Annotated in this window: 19 protein-coding genes; 7 read left to right on the top strand and 12 right to left on the bottom strand. The window is 68.4% G+C overall.

The features are described from left to right. Positions 1-208: 208 nt before the first annotated feature. Together ACWGJY_RS30900 and ACWGJY_RS30905 are read right to left on the bottom strand one after the other, a co-directional pair. Positions 209-406 (bottom strand): hypothetical protein, encoded by a 198-nt coding sequence (locus ACWGJY_RS30900; protein ID WP_453264165.1) that lies wholly within the window; start codon positions 404-406, stop codon positions 209-211. Beyond that, the gene (locus ACWGJY_RS30905) at positions 406-753 is read right to left on the bottom strand and encodes a hypothetical protein (protein ID WP_453264166.1); all 348 of its coding nucleotides are present in this window, start codon (positions 751-753) and stop codon (positions 406-408) included. The genes ACWGJY_RS30900 and ACWGJY_RS30905 overlap by 1 nt, the downstream gene beginning before the upstream one ends. 185 nt (positions 754-938) lie before the next feature. Between ACWGJY_RS30905 and ACWGJY_RS30910 the strand changes: the two genes are divergently transcribed. Continuing rightward, positions 939-2,279, top strand: a complete 1,341-nt coding sequence (locus ACWGJY_RS30910) for a tetratricopeptide repeat protein (RefSeq protein ID WP_453264167.1) — start codon at positions 939-941, stop codon at positions 2,277-2,279. A 190-nt stretch (positions 2,280-2,469) separates the two neighbouring features. Here the strand turns inward: ACWGJY_RS30910 and ACWGJY_RS30915 are convergent, their stop codons facing one another. Continuing rightward, a complete protein-coding gene (locus tag ACWGJY_RS30915; protein ID WP_453264168.1) occupies positions 2,470-3,333 on the bottom strand; it encodes an alpha/beta hydrolase family protein in 864 nt (287 codons plus the stop codon). Between the two features lie 249 nt (positions 3,334-3,582). Between ACWGJY_RS30915 and ACWGJY_RS30920 the strand changes: the two genes are divergently transcribed. The 5 genes from ACWGJY_RS30920 to ACWGJY_RS30940 all read left to right on the top strand — a co-directional run bounded on the left by ACWGJY_RS30920 (position 3,583) and on the right by ACWGJY_RS30940 (position 9,075). After that, positions 3,583-4,440: a response regulator transcription factor gene (locus ACWGJY_RS30920; protein ID WP_453264169.1), complete on the top strand. Its 858-nt coding sequence runs from the start codon at positions 3,583-3,585 to the stop codon at positions 4,438-4,440. Between the two features lie 77 nt (positions 4,441-4,517). Beyond that, the gene (locus ACWGJY_RS30925) at positions 4,518-5,543 is read left to right on the top strand and encodes a LacI family DNA-binding transcriptional regulator (protein ID WP_453264170.1); all 1,026 of its coding nucleotides are present in this window, start codon (positions 4,518-4,520) and stop codon (positions 5,541-5,543) included. Between the two features lie 115 nt (positions 5,544-5,658). Continuing rightward, positions 5,659-6,762, top strand: coding sequence for a S1C family serine protease (locus tag ACWGJY_RS30930; protein ID WP_453264171.1), 1,104 nt, complete (start codon positions 5,659-5,661; stop codon positions 6,760-6,762). A gap of 70 nt (positions 6,763-6,832) precedes the next feature. Continuing rightward, on the top strand, positions 6,833-7,570 hold the full coding sequence (locus ACWGJY_RS30935) for a response regulator transcription factor (protein WP_453264172.1): 738 nt from the start codon (positions 6,833-6,835) through the stop codon (positions 7,568-7,570). Then, positions 7,567-9,075 (top strand): ATP-binding protein, encoded by a 1,509-nt coding sequence (locus ACWGJY_RS30940; protein WP_453264173.1) that lies wholly within the window; start codon positions 7,567-7,569, stop codon positions 9,073-9,075. The genes ACWGJY_RS30935 and ACWGJY_RS30940 overlap by 4 nt, the downstream gene beginning before the upstream one ends. Positions 9,076-9,149: 74 nt before the next feature. Here the strand turns inward: ACWGJY_RS30940 and ACWGJY_RS30945 are convergent, their stop codons facing one another. The 3 genes from ACWGJY_RS30945 to ACWGJY_RS30955 all read right to left on the bottom strand — a co-directional run bounded on the left by ACWGJY_RS30945 (position 9,150) and on the right by ACWGJY_RS30955 (position 12,806). Further along, the gene (locus ACWGJY_RS30945) at positions 9,150-10,541 is read right to left on the bottom strand and encodes an LmeA family phospholipid-binding protein (protein ID WP_453264174.1); all 1,392 of its coding nucleotides are present in this window, start codon (positions 10,539-10,541) and stop codon (positions 9,150-9,152) included. Between the two features lie 359 nt (positions 10,542-10,900). After that, the gene (locus tag ACWGJY_RS30950; RefSeq protein WP_453264175.1) at positions 10,901-11,872 is read right to left on the bottom strand and encodes a polysaccharide lyase; all 972 of its coding nucleotides are present in this window, start codon (positions 11,870-11,872) and stop codon (positions 10,901-10,903) included. 379 nt (positions 11,873-12,251) lie between these two features. Continuing rightward, positions 12,252-12,806: a TetR/AcrR family transcriptional regulator gene (locus ACWGJY_RS30955; RefSeq protein ID WP_453264176.1), complete on the bottom strand. Its 555-nt coding sequence runs from the start codon at positions 12,804-12,806 to the stop codon at positions 12,252-12,254. A gap of 257 nt (positions 12,807-13,063) precedes the next feature. Here ACWGJY_RS30955 and ACWGJY_RS30960 point away from each other — a divergent pair, with 257 nt between their 5' ends. Next, positions 13,064-14,248 carry a 4-hydroxybenzoate 3-monooxygenase gene (locus tag ACWGJY_RS30960; protein ID WP_453264177.1) on the top strand — a complete coding sequence of 395 codons (1,185 nt, stop codon included), beginning with the start codon at positions 13,064-13,066 and terminating at the stop codon, positions 14,246-14,248. A gap of 339 nt (positions 14,249-14,587) precedes the next feature. Here ACWGJY_RS30960 and ACWGJY_RS30965 read toward each other — a convergent pair whose 3' ends face one another. The 6 genes from ACWGJY_RS30965 to ACWGJY_RS30990 all read right to left on the bottom strand — a co-directional run bounded on the left by ACWGJY_RS30965 (position 14,588) and on the right by ACWGJY_RS30990 (position 21,760). After that, positions 14,588-15,706, bottom strand: a complete 1,119-nt coding sequence (locus tag ACWGJY_RS30965; protein ID WP_453264178.1) for a methyltransferase domain-containing protein — start codon at positions 15,704-15,706, stop codon at positions 14,588-14,590. Next, positions 15,703-16,413, bottom strand: coding sequence for an ATP-grasp ribosomal peptide maturase (locus tag ACWGJY_RS30970; protein ID WP_453264179.1), 711 nt, complete (start codon positions 16,411-16,413; stop codon positions 15,703-15,705). The genes ACWGJY_RS30965 and ACWGJY_RS30970 overlap by 4 nt, the downstream gene beginning before the upstream one ends. Positions 16,414-16,701: 288 nt before the next feature. Further along, a complete protein-coding gene (gene tgmA, locus ACWGJY_RS30975) occupies positions 16,702-16,980 on the bottom strand; it encodes a putative ATP-grasp-modified RiPP (RefSeq protein ID WP_453264180.1) in 279 nt (92 codons plus the stop codon). Between the two features lie 894 nt (positions 16,981-17,874). Then, positions 17,875-18,375, bottom strand: coding sequence for a hypothetical protein (locus tag ACWGJY_RS30980; RefSeq protein WP_453264181.1), 501 nt, complete (start codon positions 18,373-18,375; stop codon positions 17,875-17,877). 94 nt (positions 18,376-18,469) lie between these two features. After that, positions 18,470-19,681: a helix-turn-helix domain-containing protein gene (locus tag ACWGJY_RS30985; RefSeq protein ID WP_453264202.1), complete on the bottom strand. Its 1,212-nt coding sequence runs from the start codon at positions 19,679-19,681 to the stop codon at positions 18,470-18,472. A gap of 231 nt (positions 19,682-19,912) precedes the next feature. Further along, a complete protein-coding gene (locus tag ACWGJY_RS30990; protein ID WP_453264182.1) occupies positions 19,913-21,760 on the bottom strand; it encodes a bifunctional metallophosphatase/5'-nucleotidase in 1,848 nt (615 codons plus the stop codon). Between the last annotated feature and the right edge of the window lie 29 nt (positions 21,761-21,789).

Genomic DNA, 21,789 nt, shown 5'->3' on the forward strand with positions numbered 1-21,789 from the left:
GGTGTGTGGGACTGCTTCGCTTTACGTCCCACACACCGGCCCCTCCGGCCCGTCACCTCCCGTGGGTGGATAAGTGAACGTGGGTGGGGGCGGGCCACTGACAGGGCCCCTTCCATGTGATCCACGAGGAGCACCGGACCACCCACGCCCGCCCCCAACCAGCCGTAGGCCTCCGCCGGCGCCTGGACAGCCGTGCGTGGCTCGGTCGTTATCGGCCCTCCCGTTCCGGGTGGGGGTGGCGGCGCATCTCGACGTTGCAGTCGATCACCGTCGTCTTGTCGCCGATGGCGTCCGCCGCCGCGCGCTGACCGGCCAAAGCGGTGCACACGTCGCACCCGGCAACCGGCTCGGGCTCCGGTACCGGCAGAGGGTCCATCAGGTGGACGGTGCGGCAGTTGCGAGGCATCAGCCCACCACCTCCACACCGTGAATCCAGCGCGGCCCCGCGTCGTACCCGTGCACCGCGAGCCACAGCGTCCGCCGCCGTCCGCGCTGCAACCGCCGTTCCTGCCGCTCCTCGGGCGTGAGGACGTACGGGCGGATCAGGGCAACATCCTCACCCCGCAGCAGCCCCGGCTGCTGGACAGGGACGCGGAGAAGCGCGAGCGTCGGCGCGTCCTCATGGCCCGCTGCGGGCGGTGCGCCGGTGGACCGGTGACGCCCTCGCGTGGGCAGTAACCAGTGCAACAGAAGTTCGAAGATCCAGGCGCTATGTTTGCGCATGTCGTCAACCTCCAGGGGGTTGGTGGCCATGCCCCCGGGCCGCAGCCACGGTCGCGGGGGTCCTTCATCTCTCGTGCCAGGCCCGGCACTTACGACCGGGCGGCTGATGTGCTCTCGCTTTAGGCAACCGCTCCGCTATAGGCAGCGGTACTGTTGCACCAGCAGCAGGACTTAAGAGCTTTAAGTGCGCTACCTGCCGAGGGAGTTGAAGGCGAGTGAGGACGCCGGAGCCAAATAGGGGCCTAGGGCAGCTGTTTCGCGAGACGGGCTGGACGCTGCGTCAGTTCGCCCGGGAGGTCAACCGCATCGGCACCGAGCGTGGGACTCCGCTGAAGTACCGGGAACCGTCCGTTCATCAATGGCTTAGGGGTCATATCCCGAAGCCCGCGGTGCGCCCCTTGATTGTTGAAGCACTGTCGCGGCAGCTCTTGCGTCCGATCACGCATGCGGAGGCGGGATTCCCGTCGCCCGCCGTTAAGGCCGACGCTGCCCCGGGTGCGGTGGAAGGGCTCATCGACCTTGGCAGGCAAGACATGGACCCGTCACGGCGAAGCGTGATAGGTGCCGGCCTGTTTTCCGTTGCGCTCGCTGTGCCTAATTGGCCGGACGTGGCGGGCAGGATGGAAGGCATTCAGACTGGAGCCACACGGCGCATAGGAATTTCCGAAGTCGATATGGTCATTGCCGTGACCGAGCGAATCTCGGACTTGGACGACCAGTTCGGTGGGCGTCATGCGCGGCCGATGGCTGCGACTTTCCTGGTGAATAGCGTGGCCCCGTATCTTCATGCTGACGCTACGGATCACGTTCGAAAAGCGATGATGTCGGCCGCCTCCGACTTGTGTTATCTCGCCGGCTATATGGCGGTAGATGAGGGTTTGCATGGCTTGGCTCAGCAGTACTACATGAAGGCATTGGAGCTTGCCGGAGCTTCAGAGGACCATTTGACGTACTGTACGACGCTGCGTGGAATGAGTGTTCAGGCGGTCGACCTAGGGCATGGAATGAAGGCCGTGCGGTTGGCTGACGCAGCTGCGGCCGCGTCCCCGCAAGCAGGTCCACGAATGCGTGCATTCCTCGCTGGGCAGCAGGCGCACGCTGCTGCGCAAATTGGCGAGCGGAGTAATGCGCTGATGCACCTTCAGGAAGCCGAGGTTGCCATGGAGAAGGCTGAATCAAGAGGGAAGGCATTCGGCTCCTATGACCCGGCAGCGCTCAATTACCACATCAGCCAAGTGCGTTACGAACTGGGTGACATTCACGGAGCCGTCAAGGCGATGCAGCAGTCGGATAAAGTCCGCTTCAGCGTCTACCGCCGCGCTCGCGTACGGCACAGGGCTACGCTCGCGGAACGGCAACTGGAAGTCGGCCACCTGGAAGCCGCCTGCACTACCTGGCACCAGGCCCTGGACGACTACCCCATGGTGCAGTCCGGCCGCGCCGACGACCGGATCAGGATCATGTTCAGCCGACTTCGTCCGCACCTGAAGAACGTCACCGCGCGGGCTCTGTATGAGCGGGCGCGTGGCGTCGTTCCGCCAAGGCTCCTCACCTGATCAAGCACAGACGGCCCTCCCGGCACGCCGCCCCAGTTCCAAGATGCACGCCCGGTGGCGGCGGACGGCGCCTACGCCCGCCTGTATGCGGCCCAGTTCGCGGAGGCGGTGGCGGAGACGGAGTAGGGCCGGGGGGCCCGGCGGGAAGGCCGCGGGGCGGCCAGGAGCTGCCGGTCTCCCCGGCGGTGCGCTACGCCGGGGAGCGGTCCGTGACCCACTCCCCGATGCGCCCCAGCAGCTCCGGCCCCGCCGCGTTCTCCGCGTGCCCGAAGCCCCGCTCGATCCACAGTTCCGTGGTGGCCGGGTCGGCGGCCGCCATCAGCATCCGCGGATGGTCGAGCGGGAAGTACGGGTCCTGGTCGCCGTGCACCAGCAGGAGCGGGGTGGGGGCGATCAGCGGGACGGCGCCGGTGGGGGAGAGCGGGACCGGGTCCCAGCCCTCGGGGTGGATACGGGTGCGCAGCCCGAGGCGGGAGACGAGGCGGCCGGTGGGGCGGGTGACGACCCAGTGGAGGCGGCGCATCGACGCGGTGCCACGGTAGTACCAGCGGGCGGGCGCGCTGATCGAGACGACCGTGTCGGAGTGCGCACCCGTGCGCTCCCCGTGCTCCCCCCGGCCGTGCAGCGCCGCGTGCCGCAGCACCACCGAGCCGCCCATGGAGAAGCCGACGGTGGCGACCCGGCGGTGGCCCAGGGCGCGGGCCCAGCGGACCGCGGCGGCCAGATCCTCGACCTCGCGGTCGCCGACCGTGGACCGCCCGCCCGAACCGCCATGTCCACGGAAAGAAAACGTGATCACGTCCGCATGCTGGGAAAATACCGCGGCCGCGCGAGAAAATGCGGGGCGGTCCAGCGCGCCGGAGAAGCCGTGCGCGAGGACGATGACGGGAGTGCCGGCCCGGGTGCCGGCAGCGGCTCCAAATGGGGCCCGACGGGGGGTGTGGGCGGCCTCGATCCGGACCCCGTCCGCGGTCAACAGGGACACCCGTCGGCCACTCGAAGTGATCGAAGGAACACAAGAAGCTGCAAAATCGGCCTCGGGTCCGGAAGTCATGTGAGCTATTCTGCTGGGCAAGAAGGATCCGGGCAGCGTTGCCCCCGGGTCCTTTTGTGCTTTCCGCCACGCGGTGCGCGGCGGAAGGGACCGTACGAAGCAGTGCCGCAGACTCCCCCGGCCGCGGCCGGGGGGTGCCCCCGTCGCAGGGACCGAGGAGGAACCAGACGTCATGGGCGAGCGAAGCAGGCAGGACCGCACGCAGCAGCAGAGGATGGAATACCCGGAGATGCGGGTAGGTGGTCGGAAGTGAGTTCTCTTCTGCTGCTGACCAATGCACTCCAGCCGTCGACGGAGGTGCTCCCGGCGCTCGGCCTGCTGCTGCACAGCGTGCGAGTGGCTCCCGCCGAGGGCCCGGCCCTCATCGACACCCCGGGGGCCGACGTCATACTGATCGACGGCCGTCGCGACCTTCCGCACGTACGGTCGCTGTGCCAGCTGCTGCGGTCCACGGGACCCGGCTGCCCGCTGGTCCTGGTGGTGACGGAGGGCGGACTCGCCGCCGTCACCGCGGACTGGGGCATTGACGACGTCCTGCTGGACACCGCGGGCCCCGCCGAGGTCGAGGCGCGGCTGCGGCTGGCGATGGGCCGCCAGCAGATCACGACCGACGACAGCCCGATGGAGATCCGCAACGGCGATCTGTCGGTGGACGAGGCGACCTACAGCGCGAAGCTGAAGGGGCGGGTCCTGGACCTGACCTTCAAGGAGTTCGAGCTGCTGAAGTATCTGGCGCAGCACCCGGGCCGGGTCTTCACCCGCGCCCAGCTCCTGCAGGAGGTGTGGGGCTACGACTACTTCGGCGGTACGCGGACGGTCGACGTCCATGTCCGCCGGCTGCGCGCCAAGCTCGGCCCCGAGCACGAGTCGCTGATCGGCACGGTCCGCAACGTCGGCTACCGCTTCGTGACGCCGGAGAAGGCGGAGCGGGCGGCGGAGGCCAAGGCCAAGGCCAAGGAGGATGCGGCGAAGGCGGCGAAGTCCTCCTCCGGCCCGGAGCCGGCCGAGCGCCGCGCCCCCGGAAGCGGTGACGGCTCCGGGAAGGCGGTCACCGCGGACACGGACACCGACACGGACGCGCACGGCGTACGGGCCGTACGCCGGTAGGGGCAGGTGCGGCAGGCCCGTGAACCCACGGAGAACTGCCGCACACCCCCTTGCACCACCCGCGTAGACTGCCGCGCGTGGCCAAGGTGACGCGGGATGATGTGGCAAGACTGGCGGGTACGTCCACCGCCGTTGTCAGTTACGTCATCAACAACGGACCACGGCCGGTTGCCCCGGCCACGCGCGAGCGGGTGCTCGCCGCCATCAAGGAGCTCGGCTACCGGCCGGACCGCGTCGCGCAGGCGATGGCCTCCCGCCGTACCGACCTCATAGGCCTGATCGTGCCGGACACCCGGCAGCCGTTCTTCGCGGAGATGGCGCACGCCGTCGAACAGGCCGCCGCCGAGCGCGGAAAGATGGTCCTGGTCGGCAACGCCAACTACCTCGACGAGCGCGAGGTGCACTATCTGCGCGCGTTCCTCGGCATGCGGGTCTCCGGGCTGATCCTGATCAGCCAGGGGCCCAGCGAGCACGCCGCCGCCGAGATCGACGCCTGGGACGCCCGGGTGGTGCTGCTGCACCGCCGGCCGGACGCCATCGACGACGTCGCGGTGATGACGGACGACATCTGGGGCGCACAGCTGGCCACGAGGCATCTGCTGGAGCACGGCCATCCGTACGTCGCCTTCCTCGGCGGTACGGAGGAGACCCCGAAGTCCGGCGACCCGGTCACCGACCACGTCGAGGGCTGGCGGCGGGCCATGCTGGAGTCCGGGAAGCCCACCGACGGGCGCTACTTCCAGGCGCCGTACAACCGTTACGACGCCTACCAGGTCGCGTTGAAGCTGCTGGCGGGCCCGGACCGGCCGCCGGCCATCATGTGCGCGACGGACGACCAGGCGATCGGTGTGCTGCGGGCCGCCCGCGAGCTGCGCATCGATGTGCCGGGCGGGTTGGCGGTCGCGGGCTTCGACGATGTGAAGGAAGCCGCGCTGACCGATCCGCCGCTGACCACGGTCGCCTCGGACCGCCAGGCGATGGCGCGGGCGGCGGTGGACCTGGTGCTGGACGACGGGCTGCGGGTGGTCGGCTCCCGGCGGGAGCGGCTGCGGCTGTTCCCGTCGCGGCTGGTGGTGCGGCAGTCCTGTGGCTGCGGCGGCTGAGGGAGCCGGGCCGCGCCCCTGATCCCGGCGCCCTTATTTAGGGCATACCAGGTTCTGTTGGGTCTCTCAGGGCATTCTCAGACCGTTCTCATGGACCGGCGGCAGCATCATCTGCATGACCGAGAGCTACCGCCGAAGCGGCGATGAGATGCCACAGCACGGGCCGTACGGATACGGCGACGACTACGGCCGGCACCACGGCCACGAGGCGGGCCAGGGTGCGCAAGGCGTCCCGGGCGCCGGGGCGCAGGCGTTCCCGCCGCCTCCGTACGCACCCGAGCCACGGCGCCGGGCCCGCCGTCCGGTCGCGCTGATCGCGGCAGTGGCACTCGCCTCCGGTCTCATCGGCGGTGGCAGCGCGGCACTGATCGCCGGTGCCACCTCCCCGTCGCAGCAGAACGGCCCCACCACCCCGCTCGTCAACGCGGGCAAGACCAGCGGCAGCGGCGTCTCGGGGGTCGCCAAGGCGGTCAGCCCGGCGATCGTGGAGATCAAGGCGCGGACCGGCAGCGGTGAGTCCACCGGCTCCGGTGTGGTCGTCACCAGCGGCGGCGAGATCGTGACCAACAATCACGTGGTGGCCGGCGCGAACACGGTGACCGTGACCTTCAGCGACGGCAGCCGGAAGACGGCCAAGGTCACCGGCACCGACCCCGGCAAGGACCTGGCGCTGGTCAAGGTGCGCGGTGCCAAGGGCCTGACCGCGGCCTCGCTCGGCGACTCGGACAAGATCGCGGTCGGCGACCAGGTGGTGGCGATCGGCTCGCCCGAGGGCCTCACCGGCTCCGTGACCAGCGGAATCGTCTCCGCGCTCAACCGGGACGTCACCGTCCCCAAGGAGCAGGGCCAGGGCCAGGGCCAGGGTCAGGGCCAGGATCAGGGTCAGGGGCAGGATCAGGGCCAGGGCGGCCCGGACGGCGGTGGCTGGCCCTTCGAGTTCGGCGGCAACCACTACAACGGCGACACCGGCTCGTCGAAGACCTCGTACAAGGCCATACAGACCGATGCCTCGCTCAACCCGGGCAACTCCGGGGGCGCCCTGATCGATATGCAGGGACGGATCATCGGCATCAACTCCGCGATGTACTCACCGAGTTCGGCATCGAGCAGCTCGGCGGGCAGCGTCGGCCTCGGCTTCGCCATCCCGATCAACACCGTCAAGGCCGACCTCGACTCGCTGCGCGGCGGCGGGAGCGGTGGCAGCAACAGCGGCGTCTGACCGCCCGCACGGCTCCTGCCGTGCAAGGCTGAGGACCGGCCGTTCCGTATCCCACCCGAGGTAGTCACGCATGAGCCCCGCCGAGCACGGTGACCATCCTGCCCGCATCCTGATCGTCGACGACGAGCCCGCGGTCCGTGAGGCCCTGCAACGCTCGCTGGTCTTCGAGGGGTACCGGACCGAGCAGGCGGTCGACGGTCTGGACGCGGTCGAGAAGGTCGCGTCCTACGACCCCGAACTGATCGTGCTGGATGTCCTGATGCCCCGGATGGACGGGCTGACCGCGGCCCGCAGGCTGCGGGCGAGCGGGGTGCGGGTGCCGATCCTGATGCTGACCGCCCGTGACACGGTCGGCGACCGTGTCACGGGGCTGGACGCCGGCGCCGACGACTACCTCGTCAAGCCCTTCGAGCTGGACGAGCTGCTCGCCCGGATCCGCGCGCTGCTGCGCCGCAGCTCCTACCCCGCGGTGGCCGGTGCACAGCCCGAGGAGGGCGAGACGCTGAGCTTCGCCGATCTGCGGATGGACCTGGCGACCCGCGAGGTGACCCGGGGCAGCCGGCAGGTCGAGCTGACCCGTACCGAATTCACCCTGCTGGAGATGTTCCTCGCCCATCCGCGGCAGGTCCTCACCCGCGAGCAGATCCTGAAGGCCGTATGGGGCTTCGACTTCGAACCCACCTCCAACTCCCTGGACGTGTACGTGATGTATCTGCGCCGCAAGACGGAGGCGGGCGGCGAACCGCGGCTGGTGCACACCGTGCGGGGGGTCGGCTACGTCCTGCGGGCGGACGGCGGCGCGGAGTGACCGCGACGGCCCCGGTGCGCACAACGGACGGCGCGGGCGTCGCGCAGAGCCGGCCCGGCACCTGGATCGCGCGGCTGCCGTTGCGCTCGCGGCTGACCCTGCTCACCGCGGCCGCGGTGGCGGTGGCGGTGGCGGTCTCCGCGCTGGCCTGCTGGCTGCTCACCCGGGCCCAGCTGCGCGAGGAGGTGGACAACTCGCTGCAGAACGTCAGCGTCCCCGCGGACTATCTGCAGCTGACCTACGAGAACTGCCGGCCCACCGCACCGACCGAGAGCAAGAACGCCCCGCCCTCGTACTACAACGTCCAGATCGTCCAGGTCGACGGCTCGCGGTGCACCGGGCCCAGCTCCCGGCCCGTGCAGGTGCAGCGCGCGGATGTCGCGGTGGCGCAGGGCCTGGAGCGCGACACCCTGCACGACGCCGTCACCACCGACGGCACGGACGTCCGGGTGCTGACCAAGCACCTCGGCATCCAGGGCGAACAGTTCGCAGTGTCCGTCTCGCGCCCGCTGACCGAGGTCAACAGCGCGCTGAACCGCCTCGCGCTGCTGCTGGCGGCCGTCGCGGGGCTGGGCGTCATCGGCGCGGGCACGACCGGCCTGGTCATCGCGCGCTCCGGCCTCAAGCCGGTGGACCGCCTCACCGACGCCGTCGAACATGTCGCCCGCACCCAGGACCTCACCATCCGCATCCCGGCCGACGGCGAGGACGAGATCGCCCGGCTGTCCCGCTCCTTCAACTCCATGACCGCGGCGCTGGCCGCCTCCCGGGATCTGCAGCAGCAGCTGATCGCGGATGCGGGCCATGAGCTGCGTACGCCGCTGACCTCGCTGCGTACCAACATCGACCTGCTGGTGCGCAGCGAGCGGTCCGGCCGGTCGATCCCGGCCGCCGACAAGGAGGCGCTGCTGACCTCGGTGAAGGCGCAGATGGGGGAGCTGGCGGCGCTGATCGGCGATCTGCAGGAGCTGTCGCGGCCCCCGGCGCCGGGGCAGAGCGCCGTCGAGGTCGTGGCGCTGCACGAGATCGTCGGCTCGGCGCTGGAGCGGGCCCGGCTGCGCGGCCCGTCGCTGACCATCGCGGCGGACCTCGCGCCCTGGTACGTACGGGCCGAGCGGGCCGCGCTGGAGCGGGCGGTGGTGAATCTGCTGGACAACGCGGTGAAGTTCAGCCCGGCCGGCGGCACCGTCGAGGTCCGGCTGACGCGCGGCGAGCTGACCGTACGCGATCACGGCCCGGGTATTCCGCAGGACGAACTGCCGCATGTCTTCGAGCGGTTCTGGCGCTCGCCGTCCGCCCGCAGTCTGCCGGGCAGTGGTCTGGGGCTGTCGATCGTGGCGCGTACGGCGGAGCAGGCGGGCGGTGCCGTACGGCTGCGGTCCGCGGACGTCGGCGGCACGGAGGCGGTGCTGACGCTGCCGGGTGCGGCGACGCCGCCGCCGGGGATGCCGCCGGGGACGCCGGAGCCGCCGAGGCCCCAGGAACCGCCCCTGGGGCCGCAGTAGCGGCGGCGTCCCCACGCCGCCGCCGCCCCGCTGCGGGCCTTGCTTCTCGGTGTCTCGCTTCTCCGCGGCCTACGTCACTTGCCGGTCTGCTTCTTCGCCGCGTCCCCGAACGGCAGGTTCGACCCCGACAGGTCGGCGCGGATGCCGTCCCGCTCGACGGAGATATGGCGCAGCCGTACGTTTCCGGGTGTCTTGGGGAGCTGGAAGGACAGCGACAGCCGGTCGGCGAGCTGCGGCTTGGTGAGCCCGGTCAGCGTGCCGAGGATCTTCGGGTCGATGCCGACCTTCTGCAGCAGCCAGGGGTGGTCCGCCACCACGTCGACGAGATTGACCTTCATCAGCTTCTGGACGAAGCGCGGCGACCCGGTCAGCTGGTGCAGCTTCTCCTCGTTGCGCAGCGCGTCCTGGATGTACGCATGGGGGATGCCGATCCGGTCCGCGATCGCCGGGATGCTCAGCATCGCCTTGACCTTGGCGGCCTGGCGGCTCAGCTCGGCGGCGGTCTTGCGGGTCAGCCGCAGGCCCTCTTCCGTGCCGGTGCCGGGGCGGTAGACGGCGATATCACCGATGTCCAGCCGCATCTGGCTGATGTCGGTGGAGACACCGCGGTCGCCGGCCCGCCGGATGTGTGCCTCGGCCCGTACCCGCAAATCATGGCCGGCGACCGGCAGTTGGCCGACCGCGCGGACCGCGTTGGATCCCATTTCGCTGAATTTCACCTGGGAGGCGCCCAGTTCGCGATTCATGTCGTCGAAGGCGAGCAGCACGCTGCCGTGCATAGTGCGGATCGTGGCGCCCTTGATGGAGCTGGGCAGATCGCCGTCGAGGCGGACGTCGTTGGCGGTGGCCTCGAATTTCGCCAGGGAAACCCGGTTGGCAGCCAGGTCGGGAATCGTGACTTTCACCTGGTCGATGCGCTTGTTCATGACCTGGGTGAGGAACGGGAATCCCTGGATGTCGACTTCCGGGGTGGCGTTCAGATGCAGGGCATCCTTCACCTTTTCCGCGGCCTTGTTCTGTGCGTAGAGCACCGCGAACCGGTCGAAGAGCGTGAGGAAAGCCGTCCCGACGAGGACGGCGACCAGCAGCTTCAGGGTGATCGGTATCGCGGCGAAGCGGCCGATGCCGCGCTTCTTGCGACGGTGGTTCGGCGGCGTCCAGGCCTCGCCGTCCGCTTCGTCGTCCGAGCGCAGCCCCAGGCCCAGCGGGTCGTCGCTGTCGTCGCGTTCGTTGAGGTAGGAGCGGCGGCGGGGCGCCCCGGTGGCGTCGAACGAGCCGGGTTCCGGCTCGGGTTCGGGCTCCGGCTCGGGGTCGGCGAGGGCTGCCAGGTCGGCGTACGGATTGACGGTGTCGAGCTTTCTGGTGTCGCCGGTGGAGTCGTCCGCGGAGCCCGTCACGGCGGTGGCGGAGTGGGGCCGGATGACGGGCGAGGGTGACGGTGTAGATATGCGTGTGGGGATTCGCATTCGTCCATCCCACCACGGGCGGGACCCTCGAACGCAAGTTGTACCGGCAGTAAGTCGGATACGCGAAGGTTGTCCCGCCGGTCTTGAGGAAAAATTGCCGCGCTTGTGGGGAGAGCTGAACTACCGTCACACCTCTTGGTGACCTGAGCGACAGTGCGCGCCTTGTCAGGGCCCGTCTACCGCTGTCCGCCCTGTCCGCCGTATCCGCGCTGTCCGTCTTACCGCACTTACTCGTTCCATTCCCCTCATCCCCCCATTCCCTTTATTCAGCTCATTCAACTCATTCGGCCCGGCATACGGAAAGACGGTGGTCATCCCACCTCGGGCCGCTCAGGTCGGGAAGAAGGGTGGCGAGGGGCTCAGCGGGGTGCGACGTCACTGTAGGTGGCGGGGGCTTGGGCGATCCGGATGTCGTCGTCGTATACCGTGATCGGCCGGGTCGCAGCGGTGTCTTGGTGGTAAGAGCTGGCCTTGAACGACTTCCAGCCGGGGTGGTAGATGCCGATCTTGAAGTATGGGCCCACTTTGTCGTTGTACTCGTCCGGTCCGGTGTAGTTCACCACCTGGTGTCCGTTCTGCCAGAGTTGGACGAGTCCGTCGCTGCTGTGGGACCACTTGGCGTGCATCACGAAGTCGTTCCAGACGCCGGTCTCGATGTGCCCGAGTTTGATGGTCCGGTGGCCGGATCCTGGGCCCTGGGAAGTGTTGCCCTGGGTGTTCCAGTGCATTTTGACCTCCCAGTTACCGTCGTGGACGGACAGTGCGACCGGGGGGCTGCCCTGTCCGTCGCCTTTGGTCTTGTTGGCCTGACCGAGAATCGCGTGCCACTGCGCGAGGATGTTGCCCTGCTTGTCTACCTGCCAGTTGGGCGGCAGGTAGATGCTGAAGCCGTACCAGTATTCCGAGCCCATCGGTACCGTGGGTCGGGCGATCTCGGAGCGGAAGCTGCCCAGCGCGTGCGGCACCGTGGCTTGCAATGCGTGGCTGCCGTCCCGTACCGGCGAGGTCACTTGCCGGAGCGGGCCGTTCGACTGCTGTTCAATCTTGGACAGGGAGTTCTTGCGTTGCGGGTCGGTCGTGTCATTGATGCCGGACCTCCAGCCGTTGTCGCCGACGTGCTCGAACCCGTCGTAAAACACGTTCGACGCCTTGCCCGCGCCTGATGTGCTGCCGCTCGCGGCGGACGAGGGCGCGGAGGCGGACGAACTCGGCGCCGACTGCCCGTGCCGGCTGCCACTTGCTGACCCCCCGCATGCCGAAGCGGTCAGTGCCACGGCTGCGACGATCCCCACCGGCCACGCCTTGCGGCGATTCCACGCCATCAGTCTCATCTCTTCGCCTCCCAATTGACCTACCGGCCGCCAACCCCGTGACGCGACGCGTTGTGATCACAACGGATGTCCGCCAGGTGCCTTTGTTCGTGTGTGACCGTAGAGGGGGACTTTGTGTTTTCTTTGTGAGGCGACAGCGGCCCGGCGCGATGCCTGACAAACGGAGATGCTTCGAGCGATGCGATGACTCACAGGCCCGCTATCCAGTCCAGTTCAGTCCAGTCCAGTCCAATTCCCGTTCCGTTCGGCCGGGAATTCCTCGATCTCCTCGAAGGAGGTCCTGGACGCGACGTGGGAGCAGATGGCATCTCCGCGCCAGCGCCTGTTGTGAAAGTGGAGCTTGGTCATGGTCGCTGGGTTCCCGCCTGGTGACGTGGTGTCAGTGCGGCACGCCGAGGCCGTCGAGGACAATTCCCACGGCCCGGTCGAGAGCCTCACCCTGGTCAGGAGTCGCCACGTGGGCGAGGGCGCGGAGCAGCAGGGACACTTCGTCGACGGTGGTGTCCGGGCGGGCGGCCCCGGCGGTCTGGGCGCGTGCGAGTGCCAGCCCGACGGTGCCATGGAAGTCGTCGACCGCCGCGGTGACCGGCTGGGACAGCCCATGGCCGTCGTGGCTGTGGGGAGGCAGCAGATCCATGAGGGTCATCTTGGTGGCTCCGGTCGACACAAGGGTGCGCACCAACGACGCGAATGCCTTCCCGGGGTCGGTGTCGTCGCTCAGCCGGCGTGCCTCGTCCGCCAGCTTTTCGAGGTAGCGCACGGCGGTGGCTTCGATCAGGTCCTGCTTGGTGGGGAAGTGCCGGAACACGGTGGCGATGCTGACCTGGGCCTGCCGGGCGATCTCCTCGGTGGAGGCGGCCGCTCCCTTCGCGCCGAACACCTGCTCGGCGGCGAGCAGGACGCGCTCTCGGTTTGCGGCACCGTCTCGGCGCATATCGGTTTCCCCTTGCGATCCGTAGTGGCCACTACGTATTATGCGTAGCGTCGACTTCGTTTCAGGGTATCGGGGCGCCCCTGCTGCGCGCACCGGCCGACCGGGTCGGCGGCAACCAAGCCCGAAGCCGTCACCGTGCCACGGAAGTTCGATGCCTTCGAGCGCCGAGCGCCGAGGGCGTGCGCCGGATACCGGATGCCGGATACCGAAAAGTCGTGGCGTTGGCGCGACCATAGAGCACAGCAAGGAGTTCCCCCATGTCCTTAGCGGACGAAAACACCACGGTAGTGATCGTGGGATCGGGAGTTGCCGGACTCACGCTCGGTAATTTCCTGCTGCGCAACGGGATCGATTGCGTCGTCCTGGAGAAGCGCAGTCGTGAGTACGTTGAGCAGCGGCAGCGAGCAGGCGTCATCGACACCCGTGCGGCACGGATGTTCCGGGAGTGGGGACTCGAAGAAAGGGTGCTCGGCGGTGTCCCCTTCGAGCCGGTGGTGAACTTCAGGATCGACGGCGAGACGCGTCCTCTCACGTTCCAGGCGGACGATAACGGTGACGGACGTTTCTGCCCTCAGCAGGTACTTGTCCGAAACCTCATCGACGTTTTCACGAGCGACGGCGGAGACCTTCGTTTCGACGTCGAGGTCTCATTGGAGAACCTCGCCGGCGAGGAACAACCTTTCGTCCGTTACCGCGACAGTGCCGGCACGACGAGGACGATCAGCTGCGCATTCATCGCCGGCTGTGACGGCGACCGCGGTATCAGCAGGGCTGCCATCCCCAGCGGGCACCTCACGCGTTACACCCACGAGTACGGGTACGCGTGGCTGACTGTCCTTGCGGACGTTCCCGCCAACCATCAGTCCATGATGGCGATCCATTCCCGTGGGTTCGCGGGACAGTTCGCGCGTGGTCCGCGGGCGAGCCGCTTCTACCTGCAGTGCCGGCTCGACAGTTCCCTCCCGGAGTGGACGGACGAGCGTATCTGGGATGAGATCGAGGCTCGCTTCCAAGAACCTGTGGCCGTGCGGGGGCAGATATCCAGCAAGCAGCTGGTGCCGCTTCGCAGCGTGGTCTACGACCCGATGAGCTACGGCCGGCTGTACCTGCTCGGAGACGCCGCGCATATCGTCCCCCCGATGAGCGCGAAGGGAATGAACCTGGCTCTGCACGATGCCGACGTGTTCGCGAAGGCTGTCGTTCACCACCAGGCCAAGGACCACGATGCGAGTCTGCTCGACAGCTACTCGTCGGATTGCCTGCGGCACGTGTGGAATTACCAGGCATTCGCGGCATGGTTCACCGACTTGGTGCACAACGCCGGGGACGCTTCGTACCAGGGTGAGTTCCGACGCCACCTCGCCCGAGCGGAGTTTGAGCGCCTGTTCGCGTCCGACTCGGCGAACCTCCTGTTCGGCGAGTTCCTCACCGGACTGAACTAGGAAGTGCAGGGAAGGCACCGGTCACAGCCACTCACCACTCACAGCCACTCACAGCCCCCCGGAGTCGGCAACGGCCCGGAGGGGAGACCCCGCCGGGCCGTTGCCGTCGCTGCCAGGTCACGACCGGCCCGCTCGCACCGTCGGCCGGGCCTACTTCACGACCGTGATCCGGTCTGCCTTCGGCGGGGTGAGCGGGGCGGACGCCGAGGCGCTTGTATGTGGTGGGGGCGTTCGGTCCAGGCGCAATGCCACTGACTTTGCGGACGTACTGAGCCGGACAACGGCGGCATCGTTGCAGGTCGACGGTGTGCGAGCGTCGTTAAGTCAGTGGCATGAGGTCTAGGCGGACAGGGGCCATGTCCAGTCGCCGAGGCTGAGTTCGTGGTGTCCGTCCGGGTGGACGGTGAGGCTGTAGGCATCGGCACTCGGCCGGCCGGTCTCGGCCCATTTACCGAGCAAGGGCGCGCGCTCCGTCCACAGATCACGGGGGCCGTCGGCGTCGAGACGTGCCGTGCCGTCAGTGCCGGGCGTGATGCGCGCCCACGATTCCGACGCGGGGTGTACGAGGCCGTACACCTTCTGTCCCTCGACGACGAGGGAGAGCTCGGCTACGTCGGGCTGTGCCAGAGAGCCAAGGAAACGCGGCATTTCCTCGTCGAGGCCGACCGGCAGCTCGATCTCTTGCGTGGTGCCGGTGGCGGTGGCGAGTTTGCCGGCGTGGGCGCGCGCGGGGGCGGGCGCGTTGTCCGGAGTGGCGCGGGCGGTCATGAATGCGGCGATGGTGGGCAGGAAGCGGCCGGCGGCGAGGCCGCGGTCGCGGAGCGTCAGAGAGATAAGGCCGTTGCCGACGTTGGCGACGATGTTGCCGCCGCGAGCGACCTGAACGCGCCATGCGTTCGGGATGCGCCCGGTTCCGTACGTGGCGATCAGAGCGCCGTACGGGGCGTACTCCGGGCAGCCCTCGGCCCCGTCGCCGACGGTGAGGGTAGGCGTGTAGCCGGCTGCGGTGAGGTGATTGCCGGCGGCGTCCACGAGGGCCGGGTCGACATCGCGGGAGACGACCCGTTGCGAGCCGTACCGGTGGCTGAGAAGGGCGGCGTTGTACCCGGGGCCGGTACCGAGGTCGAGCACGGGCAGGGTGTCGCCGGCGGGCGCGAGGGCCTCGACCATGAGCGCCATCATGGCCGGTTGGCTTGATGAGCTGGTCGCCGTGCCGTGCTCGTCGTACTGCGTGTTCAGTGAGGAATTGGAGTAGACAGCTTCGAGGTATCCGGGGTCGCCCACGCTGTAGGTGACCAGTTCGCCGGCCGCGCGCGTGGTGAAGCTGGGCACGAACAGCTCACGGGGGACGGCGTCGAATGCCGCACGCCACTCAGTGGAGCGCAGGGCGCCATCGTGGGAGAGCTGCTCGACCATGCGGCGGCGCAGCTCGTCGGCCGACGTGGTGACGGTGGTCATGGGCGTTTTCCTCCGAGGAGATCGGCCAGGGCGTGCGTGATGGGGCTGCGGAGTTCGGGGATGAAACCCCATTGCCCGTTCGGGTTGACGTCGACCAGATACCAACGGCCGTCATCCTGGTTAACGAGGAAGTCGCACGCGGCGTATCGCAGTTGCAGAGCGTCGAGCAGAGCGGCCATGCCGGCGGCTACCGGTTCGGGGACGTCGCAGGGGTGATAGGTGTTGCTGTCGTAGTCGGTGCGGAAGTCGATGCGGCCCGCTTCGGACCCTGCGTGGATCTCAGCGGCGAACAGCCGGCCTCCGACGGCGGTCAACCGCACCTCGTACGCCTTCGGCACCCACTGCTGAAATTGGTGAGCGGTGAGGCTGACCGTGTCCTCGATCTCGTCGGCCCGTACCTGTGTGGTCCACAGCGCATGCGCGTTGGCGTCCTGACTGGTGGGCCCGCCGGGGCCGAGCCCCTTGTACGCGGCGACCTTGCCGGGCAGCGAGTCGACGAACTCGCGTGCCTCGGCCGGATCGTTCGTGATGAGCGTCCGGGGCACGTTCAGCCGGCAGCGCGCCGCGGTGGCCAGAGCAACGGGCCTGAGTTCGGCGTGTGCGTTGCGGCTGGGGTGGTTCACCCACAGGCAGTCGAGGGCGGCGAGTAAGCCCCCGAACCCGGCGCGTGCCTCGGATTTGGCCCATCGGGTGTCGTGTTCGGTCATGTCGGGGTGCGGGCGGAAGGGGGAGGGGCGGGCGGTAGTAGACGGCGTGCACGTCGTCGAGCGACAGGCCCCGGTGCCGACCGCGCAGGACGCCGGCCCATGTGCTCACATCGGGGCCGATGTGGGCCCCCATGGTGAGGCAGTCGGAGAAGTCGCCGGGGTCGAGCCGGTGTACGGGCACGCCTCGGTCGGACAGCTCCGATATGACCAGGTCAGACGTCGCGTCGAGGGCGCGAGTCAGCACCAGGACCGTCATGGGTCAATCACTCCTTACTCGGGGTCGGTTCGTCAGTCGGAATCGTTCTCGGTGCTGGTGTCGGGCTGGTGGTCTTCGCGGGTCTCCTGCACGGTGGTAAGTGCAGTGGCCATCGAGGGCTTGTGGATGAACGGGGTGCCGTTCTCGGTGACGCTGATCTGCCGGTCGGGGCAGAGAGTGAGTACAGGCAGCCCCTGCGGGATGTCGGACACGGTGACCGGCACTGCCTTGGTGAGGCCGAACGGCCGAACGGAAATGCTGGCCGGACCGGCAGGGGCCGGGGTGGTGGTGCGCTCAGCGGCAAGCGGCATGGCGACGTATCTCCTTCTGTTGGTTCGCGGGTTGTGCGCCCGACTGGGCTGACGGGTGCCTCCGCCCCGTGTCGGGCGGGAGACTGTGTGGCCGAGGACGGCCCGGAGGGTGCTACTTCTCTGGGGTGCTCGTGGACGTTACGACCCTGCCCCGTAATGGGCGCCTGGGGCCCGCCCGGCCGCGGACCTTTTCTGCGCCTACCACTGGGAGCGGCCGGACGGGCGTTTAAGGGGTGGCTAATTCATTCCTCTTAGGACGGTGGGTTAGTCGTTGTCCTGCCCATACCAGCGACTTTCCCTGCCGCCCTTCGTATGAAGGGGCGAGGACACCTGCGCTTGCCTTTCCTGCGGGCCTTCTGCGCCAGCCGCCTTGGAGTCGCGTTCTTGACGTCCCTTGGCGGCGTCGACGGTGTCTTTGCTTTTGCCCACGTACTGTTCTTCCTTTTGGTATCGGATTTATTGCCCCGCCCGGCGGCACTTGGGCGACCAACCTTGCCGAGTTCCGTCTGTGGCACACCTCCGTGAGAAGGGGGTTACGCGGCGATGCGTGCGGTGCGGTGTTTCCGGGCCGGCACGGGGGCCGGCTGCTGCTCGACCTGCGCTCGTGATCGACGAGGTACTGCCGGATGAGCGAGACGTGGAGCCCGCCCCCTGCCGCAGGAAGCCGGGTCGGCGGGGAGGAGCCCGACGCTTCGACCGGGGCAGGGGGCGGGGGTCATGTGTGCACCTGTTGCAGGTGCCGCCGCAGCAGCACGTTGCCGTCCGTTTCGGCGCTACGGTCGAGCTGTCGGCCGGCCTGCTGGCGCTGCTCGTCGAGTTCGCGGCAGCGCGCGCAGCCTGGGCTCGGAGCGGGCCGCTTCGGCGCCCGGGGCCATGTGGGCGGCGGAATGGAGATCACTTCGTCGTTTCCCCGCGGGTGAGCGCATCTTCTGCGCCCGCCGAGTCCATGACGTGCAGGAAACCGCCCGCCGTCTCAATCTCGCGCGTTACCTGGTCGTACTCCTGGGGTACAGGCGAGATCATCGAGCGCCACGCCGTGAGCACCGCGCCGGCTTCACCGCCCTTGATGCGGTCGACAGCCTGCCTCAGCCCCTCGCGGCCGTCGGGCGGCAGCAACCCCGCGTGGTCCTCGACCACGCCCGCGATCTCCCACCCGAACGCCTTGGCGTACGCGGTGCACTCTCTGCGAGGCACCTCAATGTTCGCGTTGGGTGCGCCGCACAGGTAGACCACACAGCGGAACCGATGGAACTTCGCGGCCTCGGCCGGTGCGTCAACTTCGCCTGCGGGAATGCCCGTTGCAGCATCTGCGAGTGCCTGACGCCGTTTCAGGTAGCCCTCGGTTCGGCGGACCGCAGTCGGCGTTTGCCCGTGTGCGTTCTCGTTGCTGACCATGCATCAATCGTGTGCATTCGATCACGCATAGTGAAGTGACAGGGCGTAGGACCGGGTCATGCCTCCCGCCTCTGACTCGTACGCTCCGTAGGAGCTATGCGATCAGGGGCACGCCGATCAGGTCGCTGATGTTCCGCATGCGCGCCGTGGAAACCTTCGCAAGTCGCTTCCCGATGACGCCGGGCAACGCTTGATGCTTGACCCACTCCGGGGCGTCGAGTCCGACCTCGATCAATGTGTCCCCGGCCTGGTCGTAGAGACCGGCTGCGCACTGCGCGAGGGCTACGTCGAGCTGGTAGCGGTTGCGCGCCACCTTGGACATGCTCTTGGGCAGCTTCTTCATGTCGGGCTGACTGGCGAGCTTGAGCGCCCGTCCGTAGTTCTTCAACGCAACATGGATTCCCACAGTCTCCGTTTTCGCTGCTGTTGGGCCGAAGCTGGTCCCGTACAGTTTCACGTCGCGACCGAGCCTCGCCCCCGCGGCGTGGGCCTGTGAAATGTAGTCATCGGCCGCGCTTTCGTCCTCGCGCCGGGATGCCGCCACAGCGGCAGAGATCATCAGTCGCCCATACGCGACCAGTTCGGGGCGCGACGCCCTGCTGAACGATGGCTCGATCGCCAGTGCTGCACGCTCGGCCACAGCAACAGCCCGAGATGTCTTGGCGCCTCGGAGATAGATCCATGAAAGCGTGGATTCAAGCAGCGCAGTCATCACCGGGTCGTCGGCTTCCTTCGCGAGGAATTTCGCAGAGGTGAGCGCGCTCAATGCGAGGTCCCGCTGTCCGAACCCGTTCGCGCAGGATGCGGCAACCCTGTACGTACTCGCCAGGACCAACGCCAGTTGCTCACGCTCGGCCCCTGCGGCGCTGTCGTAACGAACCTGACCCTCCATGAGGACTTTCGACGCGAAGGCGCTCACCTTCGCCGTATCGCTTCCCCAGTAGGCGGCCCATGCGAGGTCGCGTGCCTCGGTCAGCTCGTCGAGCGTGCTCGGCTCGTCGATGCCCTCCCACTCTCCGAGCGCGCTTTCGTGCACGGCGTCGGACAGTTGACGCAGCGCAGCGCGGTCGCCCCGGCCCATTCCTCGGCGTGGTGCCTGCTGGCCCAGGATTACCGCAACGTCTGTCTTGAGCGCGCCGGCGAGCTTGATCAGTGAGCCGACAGACAGCTCGCCGCGATCCTGCTCGGCTTTCTGCACCAGCGCGAGCGAGACATCCGCAGCCTCTGCGAGGCCCTGCTGAGTCAGATCGGAGCCCCGTAGGTTCTTGATGCGCTTACCGGTCGTAAGGTCGGCCCAGTTGCTCACGATCACCTCGGTGGGTTGCTCCGGCTCAGTGGCTGTACTTCGATGGTATGCCCCGCCACGGACGCGCTCAGGCTCAACAGAACAGTCAGACGGCTCGGCCGCACCTGGCGCAGCCCTCTCAGTGAACGTTCCCACTTCATGGCGAACCAAAGGGACTTCCTCTCGTGGCGACCGACTGAGTGTGGTGACTCAACTGGGTGACAAGAGGAAGCCCCGGTCGGCTACCGCGGCCTACTTCACGACCGTGATCCGGTCCGCCTTCGGCGGGGTGAGCGGGGCGGACGCCGAGGAGTGCGCGGTGAGGTAGCCGGTGAAGGCATCCAGGTCGGAGGGGCCGACGTACTTGTTCTTGGCGTCCTTGAAGGCGGGGAAGCCGTCACCGCCGCCGGCCAGGAATTCGTTCATCGCGACGCGGTAGGTCCCGGCCGGGTCGAGCGGGGCGCCGTCCAGCTTCACCGAGTCCTTGACGATGCGGTCCGCGCCCGACTTCGTCATGTCCAGGGTGTAGGTCAGGCCGTCGGAGACCTGGAGGATCTTGGGGGAGGCCGCGTTGGGGCCGCTGACCTGCTGCTGGAGTGCGGTAAGGAGCTGGGCGCCGGTGAGGTCGACGACGTTCATCATGTTGGTGAAGGGCTGGACGGTGAACGCCTCCCCGTAGGTGACCACCCCGTCTCCCTCCGGGCCGGACGCCTTGAAGGCGAGGTCGGAGCGGATGCCGCCGGGGTTCATCAGGGCGAGCCGGGCGCCGCCCTTGTCGGCGGCCTTGGTGGCCTCCAGCTGGGCGTCGGCGATGACATCGCCGAGCGGTGACTCGGGGGCCCCGGCTCCGCGGCCCGCGATATCGGCGGCGATATGGCCGACCGGACGGGCCGCGACCGGCGCGGCCAGCTTGTTCCAGCGGGCGATCAGCGATGTCATGTCCGCGGCCTTGGGCTGGGTGCGGTCGACGACATGGTTGACCGCGCCGGGCGCCTTGACGCCGGTCCGCACGATGTCCTGGGTGCGGCGGTCGTAGGTCAGCCTGGTGTCGGTGTAGAGCTTGCCGTAGGACGCGGCGGAAGTGACGGTGCGCGGCCGGCCGGAGGGGTCCGGGATGGTGCAGGCGTACGCCTGGTGGGTGTGGCCGGTGACCAGCGCGTCGACCTGCGGCGTGACGTGCTTGGCGATCTCGGTGATCGGTCCGGAGATGCCTCCCCCGGAGCTGGACGCCCGGGGGGACCCCCCTCCGGGGCCGGGGCTGTCGCAGTGATAGTTGTACGAGGTGGAGGCCGGCGTGCCGCCTTCGTGGATCAGCGCGACGATCGCCTTCACGCCCTGCCGGTTGAGGACCTTGGCGTACTTGTTGATCGTCTCGACCTCGTCGTGGAACTTCAGGCCCTTGACGCCGTTGGCGCTGACGATGTCCGGGGTGCCCTCCAGCGTCACCCCGATGAAGCCGATCTTGACACCCTTGTGCTTCCAGACGGTGTACGGCGCGAGCAGCGGCTTGCCGGTCTTCTCGTCCGTGACGTTGGCGGTCAGGTACGGGAAGCCGGCGCCCCGGAACTTCTTGCCCTTCTCGTAGCAGCCGTCCTTCGGGTGGCAGCCACCCTTCTGGAGGCGGGTCAACTCGGTCCGGCCCTCGTCGAATTCATGGTTGCCGACGGAGGTGACGTCGAGGCCCAGCTTGTTCATGGCCTCGATGGTCGGCTCGTCGTGGAACAGCCCGGACAGCAGCGGGCTGGCCCCGACCAGGTCGCCGGCCGCGGCGGTGACCGAGTAGGGGTGCCCCTTACGGGCCGTCCGCAGGGACTGCGCGAGGTATTCGACGCCGCCCGCCGGGAGGGTCTTCTTGCTGCCGTCCGCCTGGAGCTCCTCGACCGTGCCGGAGGAGCCCTGCGGCGGTTCGAGATTGCCGTGGAAGTCGTTGAAGGAGAGCAGCTGCACATCGACGGTGCGGCCGGCGCGGCCGGCGCGGGCGGCGTGGCCGCTGTCGGCGCCGGCCGGCAGGGCGGTGGCGGCGAGCGAGGCGGCGGCCAGTACGGCGGCGCCGATCGTCAATCTTCCTACGGTGCGGCGCCGTTGCGGAGTCGCTGGCATGTGTTCCCCTCCTGGATGGTCCTGAGCGG

Source organism: Streptomyces sp. NPDC054765 (genome assembly GCF_053612065.1).

What these genes read in the sequence shown, in the direction of transcription:
- ACWGJY_RS30965 (WP_453264178.1), bottom strand. Translation starts at nt 15,706, where the DNA reads ATGACCACCGTCACCACGTCGGCCGACGAGCTGCGCCGCCGCATGGTC.
- ACWGJY_RS30905 (WP_453264166.1), bottom strand. Translation starts at nt 753, where the DNA reads ATGGCCACCAACCCCCTGGAGGTTGACGACATGCGCAAACATAGCGCC.
- ACWGJY_RS30950 (WP_453264175.1), bottom strand. Translation starts at nt 11,872, where the DNA reads ATGAGACTGATGGCGTGGAATCGCCGCAAGGCGTGGCCGGTGGGGATC.
- ACWGJY_RS30960 (WP_453264177.1), top strand. Translation starts at nt 13,064, where the DNA reads ATGTCCTTAGCGGACGAAAACACCACGGTAGTGATCGTGGGATCGGGA.
- ACWGJY_RS30915 (WP_453264168.1), bottom strand. Translation starts at nt 3,333, where the DNA reads ATGACTTCCGGACCCGAGGCCGATTTTGCAGCTTCTTGTGTTCCTTCG.
- ACWGJY_RS30990 (WP_453264182.1), bottom strand. Translation starts at nt 21,760, where the DNA reads ATGCCAGCGACTCCGCAACGGCGCCGCACCGTAGGAAGATTGACGATC.
- ACWGJY_RS30930 (WP_453264171.1), top strand. Translation starts at nt 5,659, where the DNA reads ATGACCGAGAGCTACCGCCGAAGCGGCGATGAGATGCCACAGCACGGG.
- ACWGJY_RS30955 (WP_453264176.1), bottom strand. Translation starts at nt 12,806, where the DNA reads ATGCGCCGAGACGGTGCCGCAAACCGAGAGCGCGTCCTGCTCGCCGCC.
- ACWGJY_RS30945 (WP_453264174.1), bottom strand. Translation starts at nt 10,541, where the DNA reads ATGCGAATCCCCACACGCATATCTACACCGTCACCCTCGCCCGTCATC.
- ACWGJY_RS30935 (WP_453264172.1), top strand. Translation starts at nt 6,833, where the DNA reads ATGAGCCCCGCCGAGCACGGTGACCATCCTGCCCGCATCCTGATCGTC.
- ACWGJY_RS30900 (WP_453264165.1), bottom strand. Translation starts at nt 406, where the DNA reads ATGCCTCGCAACTGCCGCACCGTCCACCTGATGGACCCTCTGCCGGTA.
- ACWGJY_RS30970 (WP_453264179.1), bottom strand. Translation starts at nt 16,413, where the DNA reads ATGACCGAACACGACACCCGATGGGCCAAATCCGAGGCACGCGCCGGG.
- ACWGJY_RS30980 (WP_453264181.1), bottom strand. Translation starts at nt 18,375, where the DNA reads ATGGTCAGCAACGAGAACGCACACGGGCAAACGCCGACTGCGGTCCGC.
- tgmA (WP_453264180.1), bottom strand. Translation starts at nt 16,980, where the DNA reads ATGCCGCTTGCCGCTGAGCGCACCACCACCCCGGCCCCTGCCGGTCCG.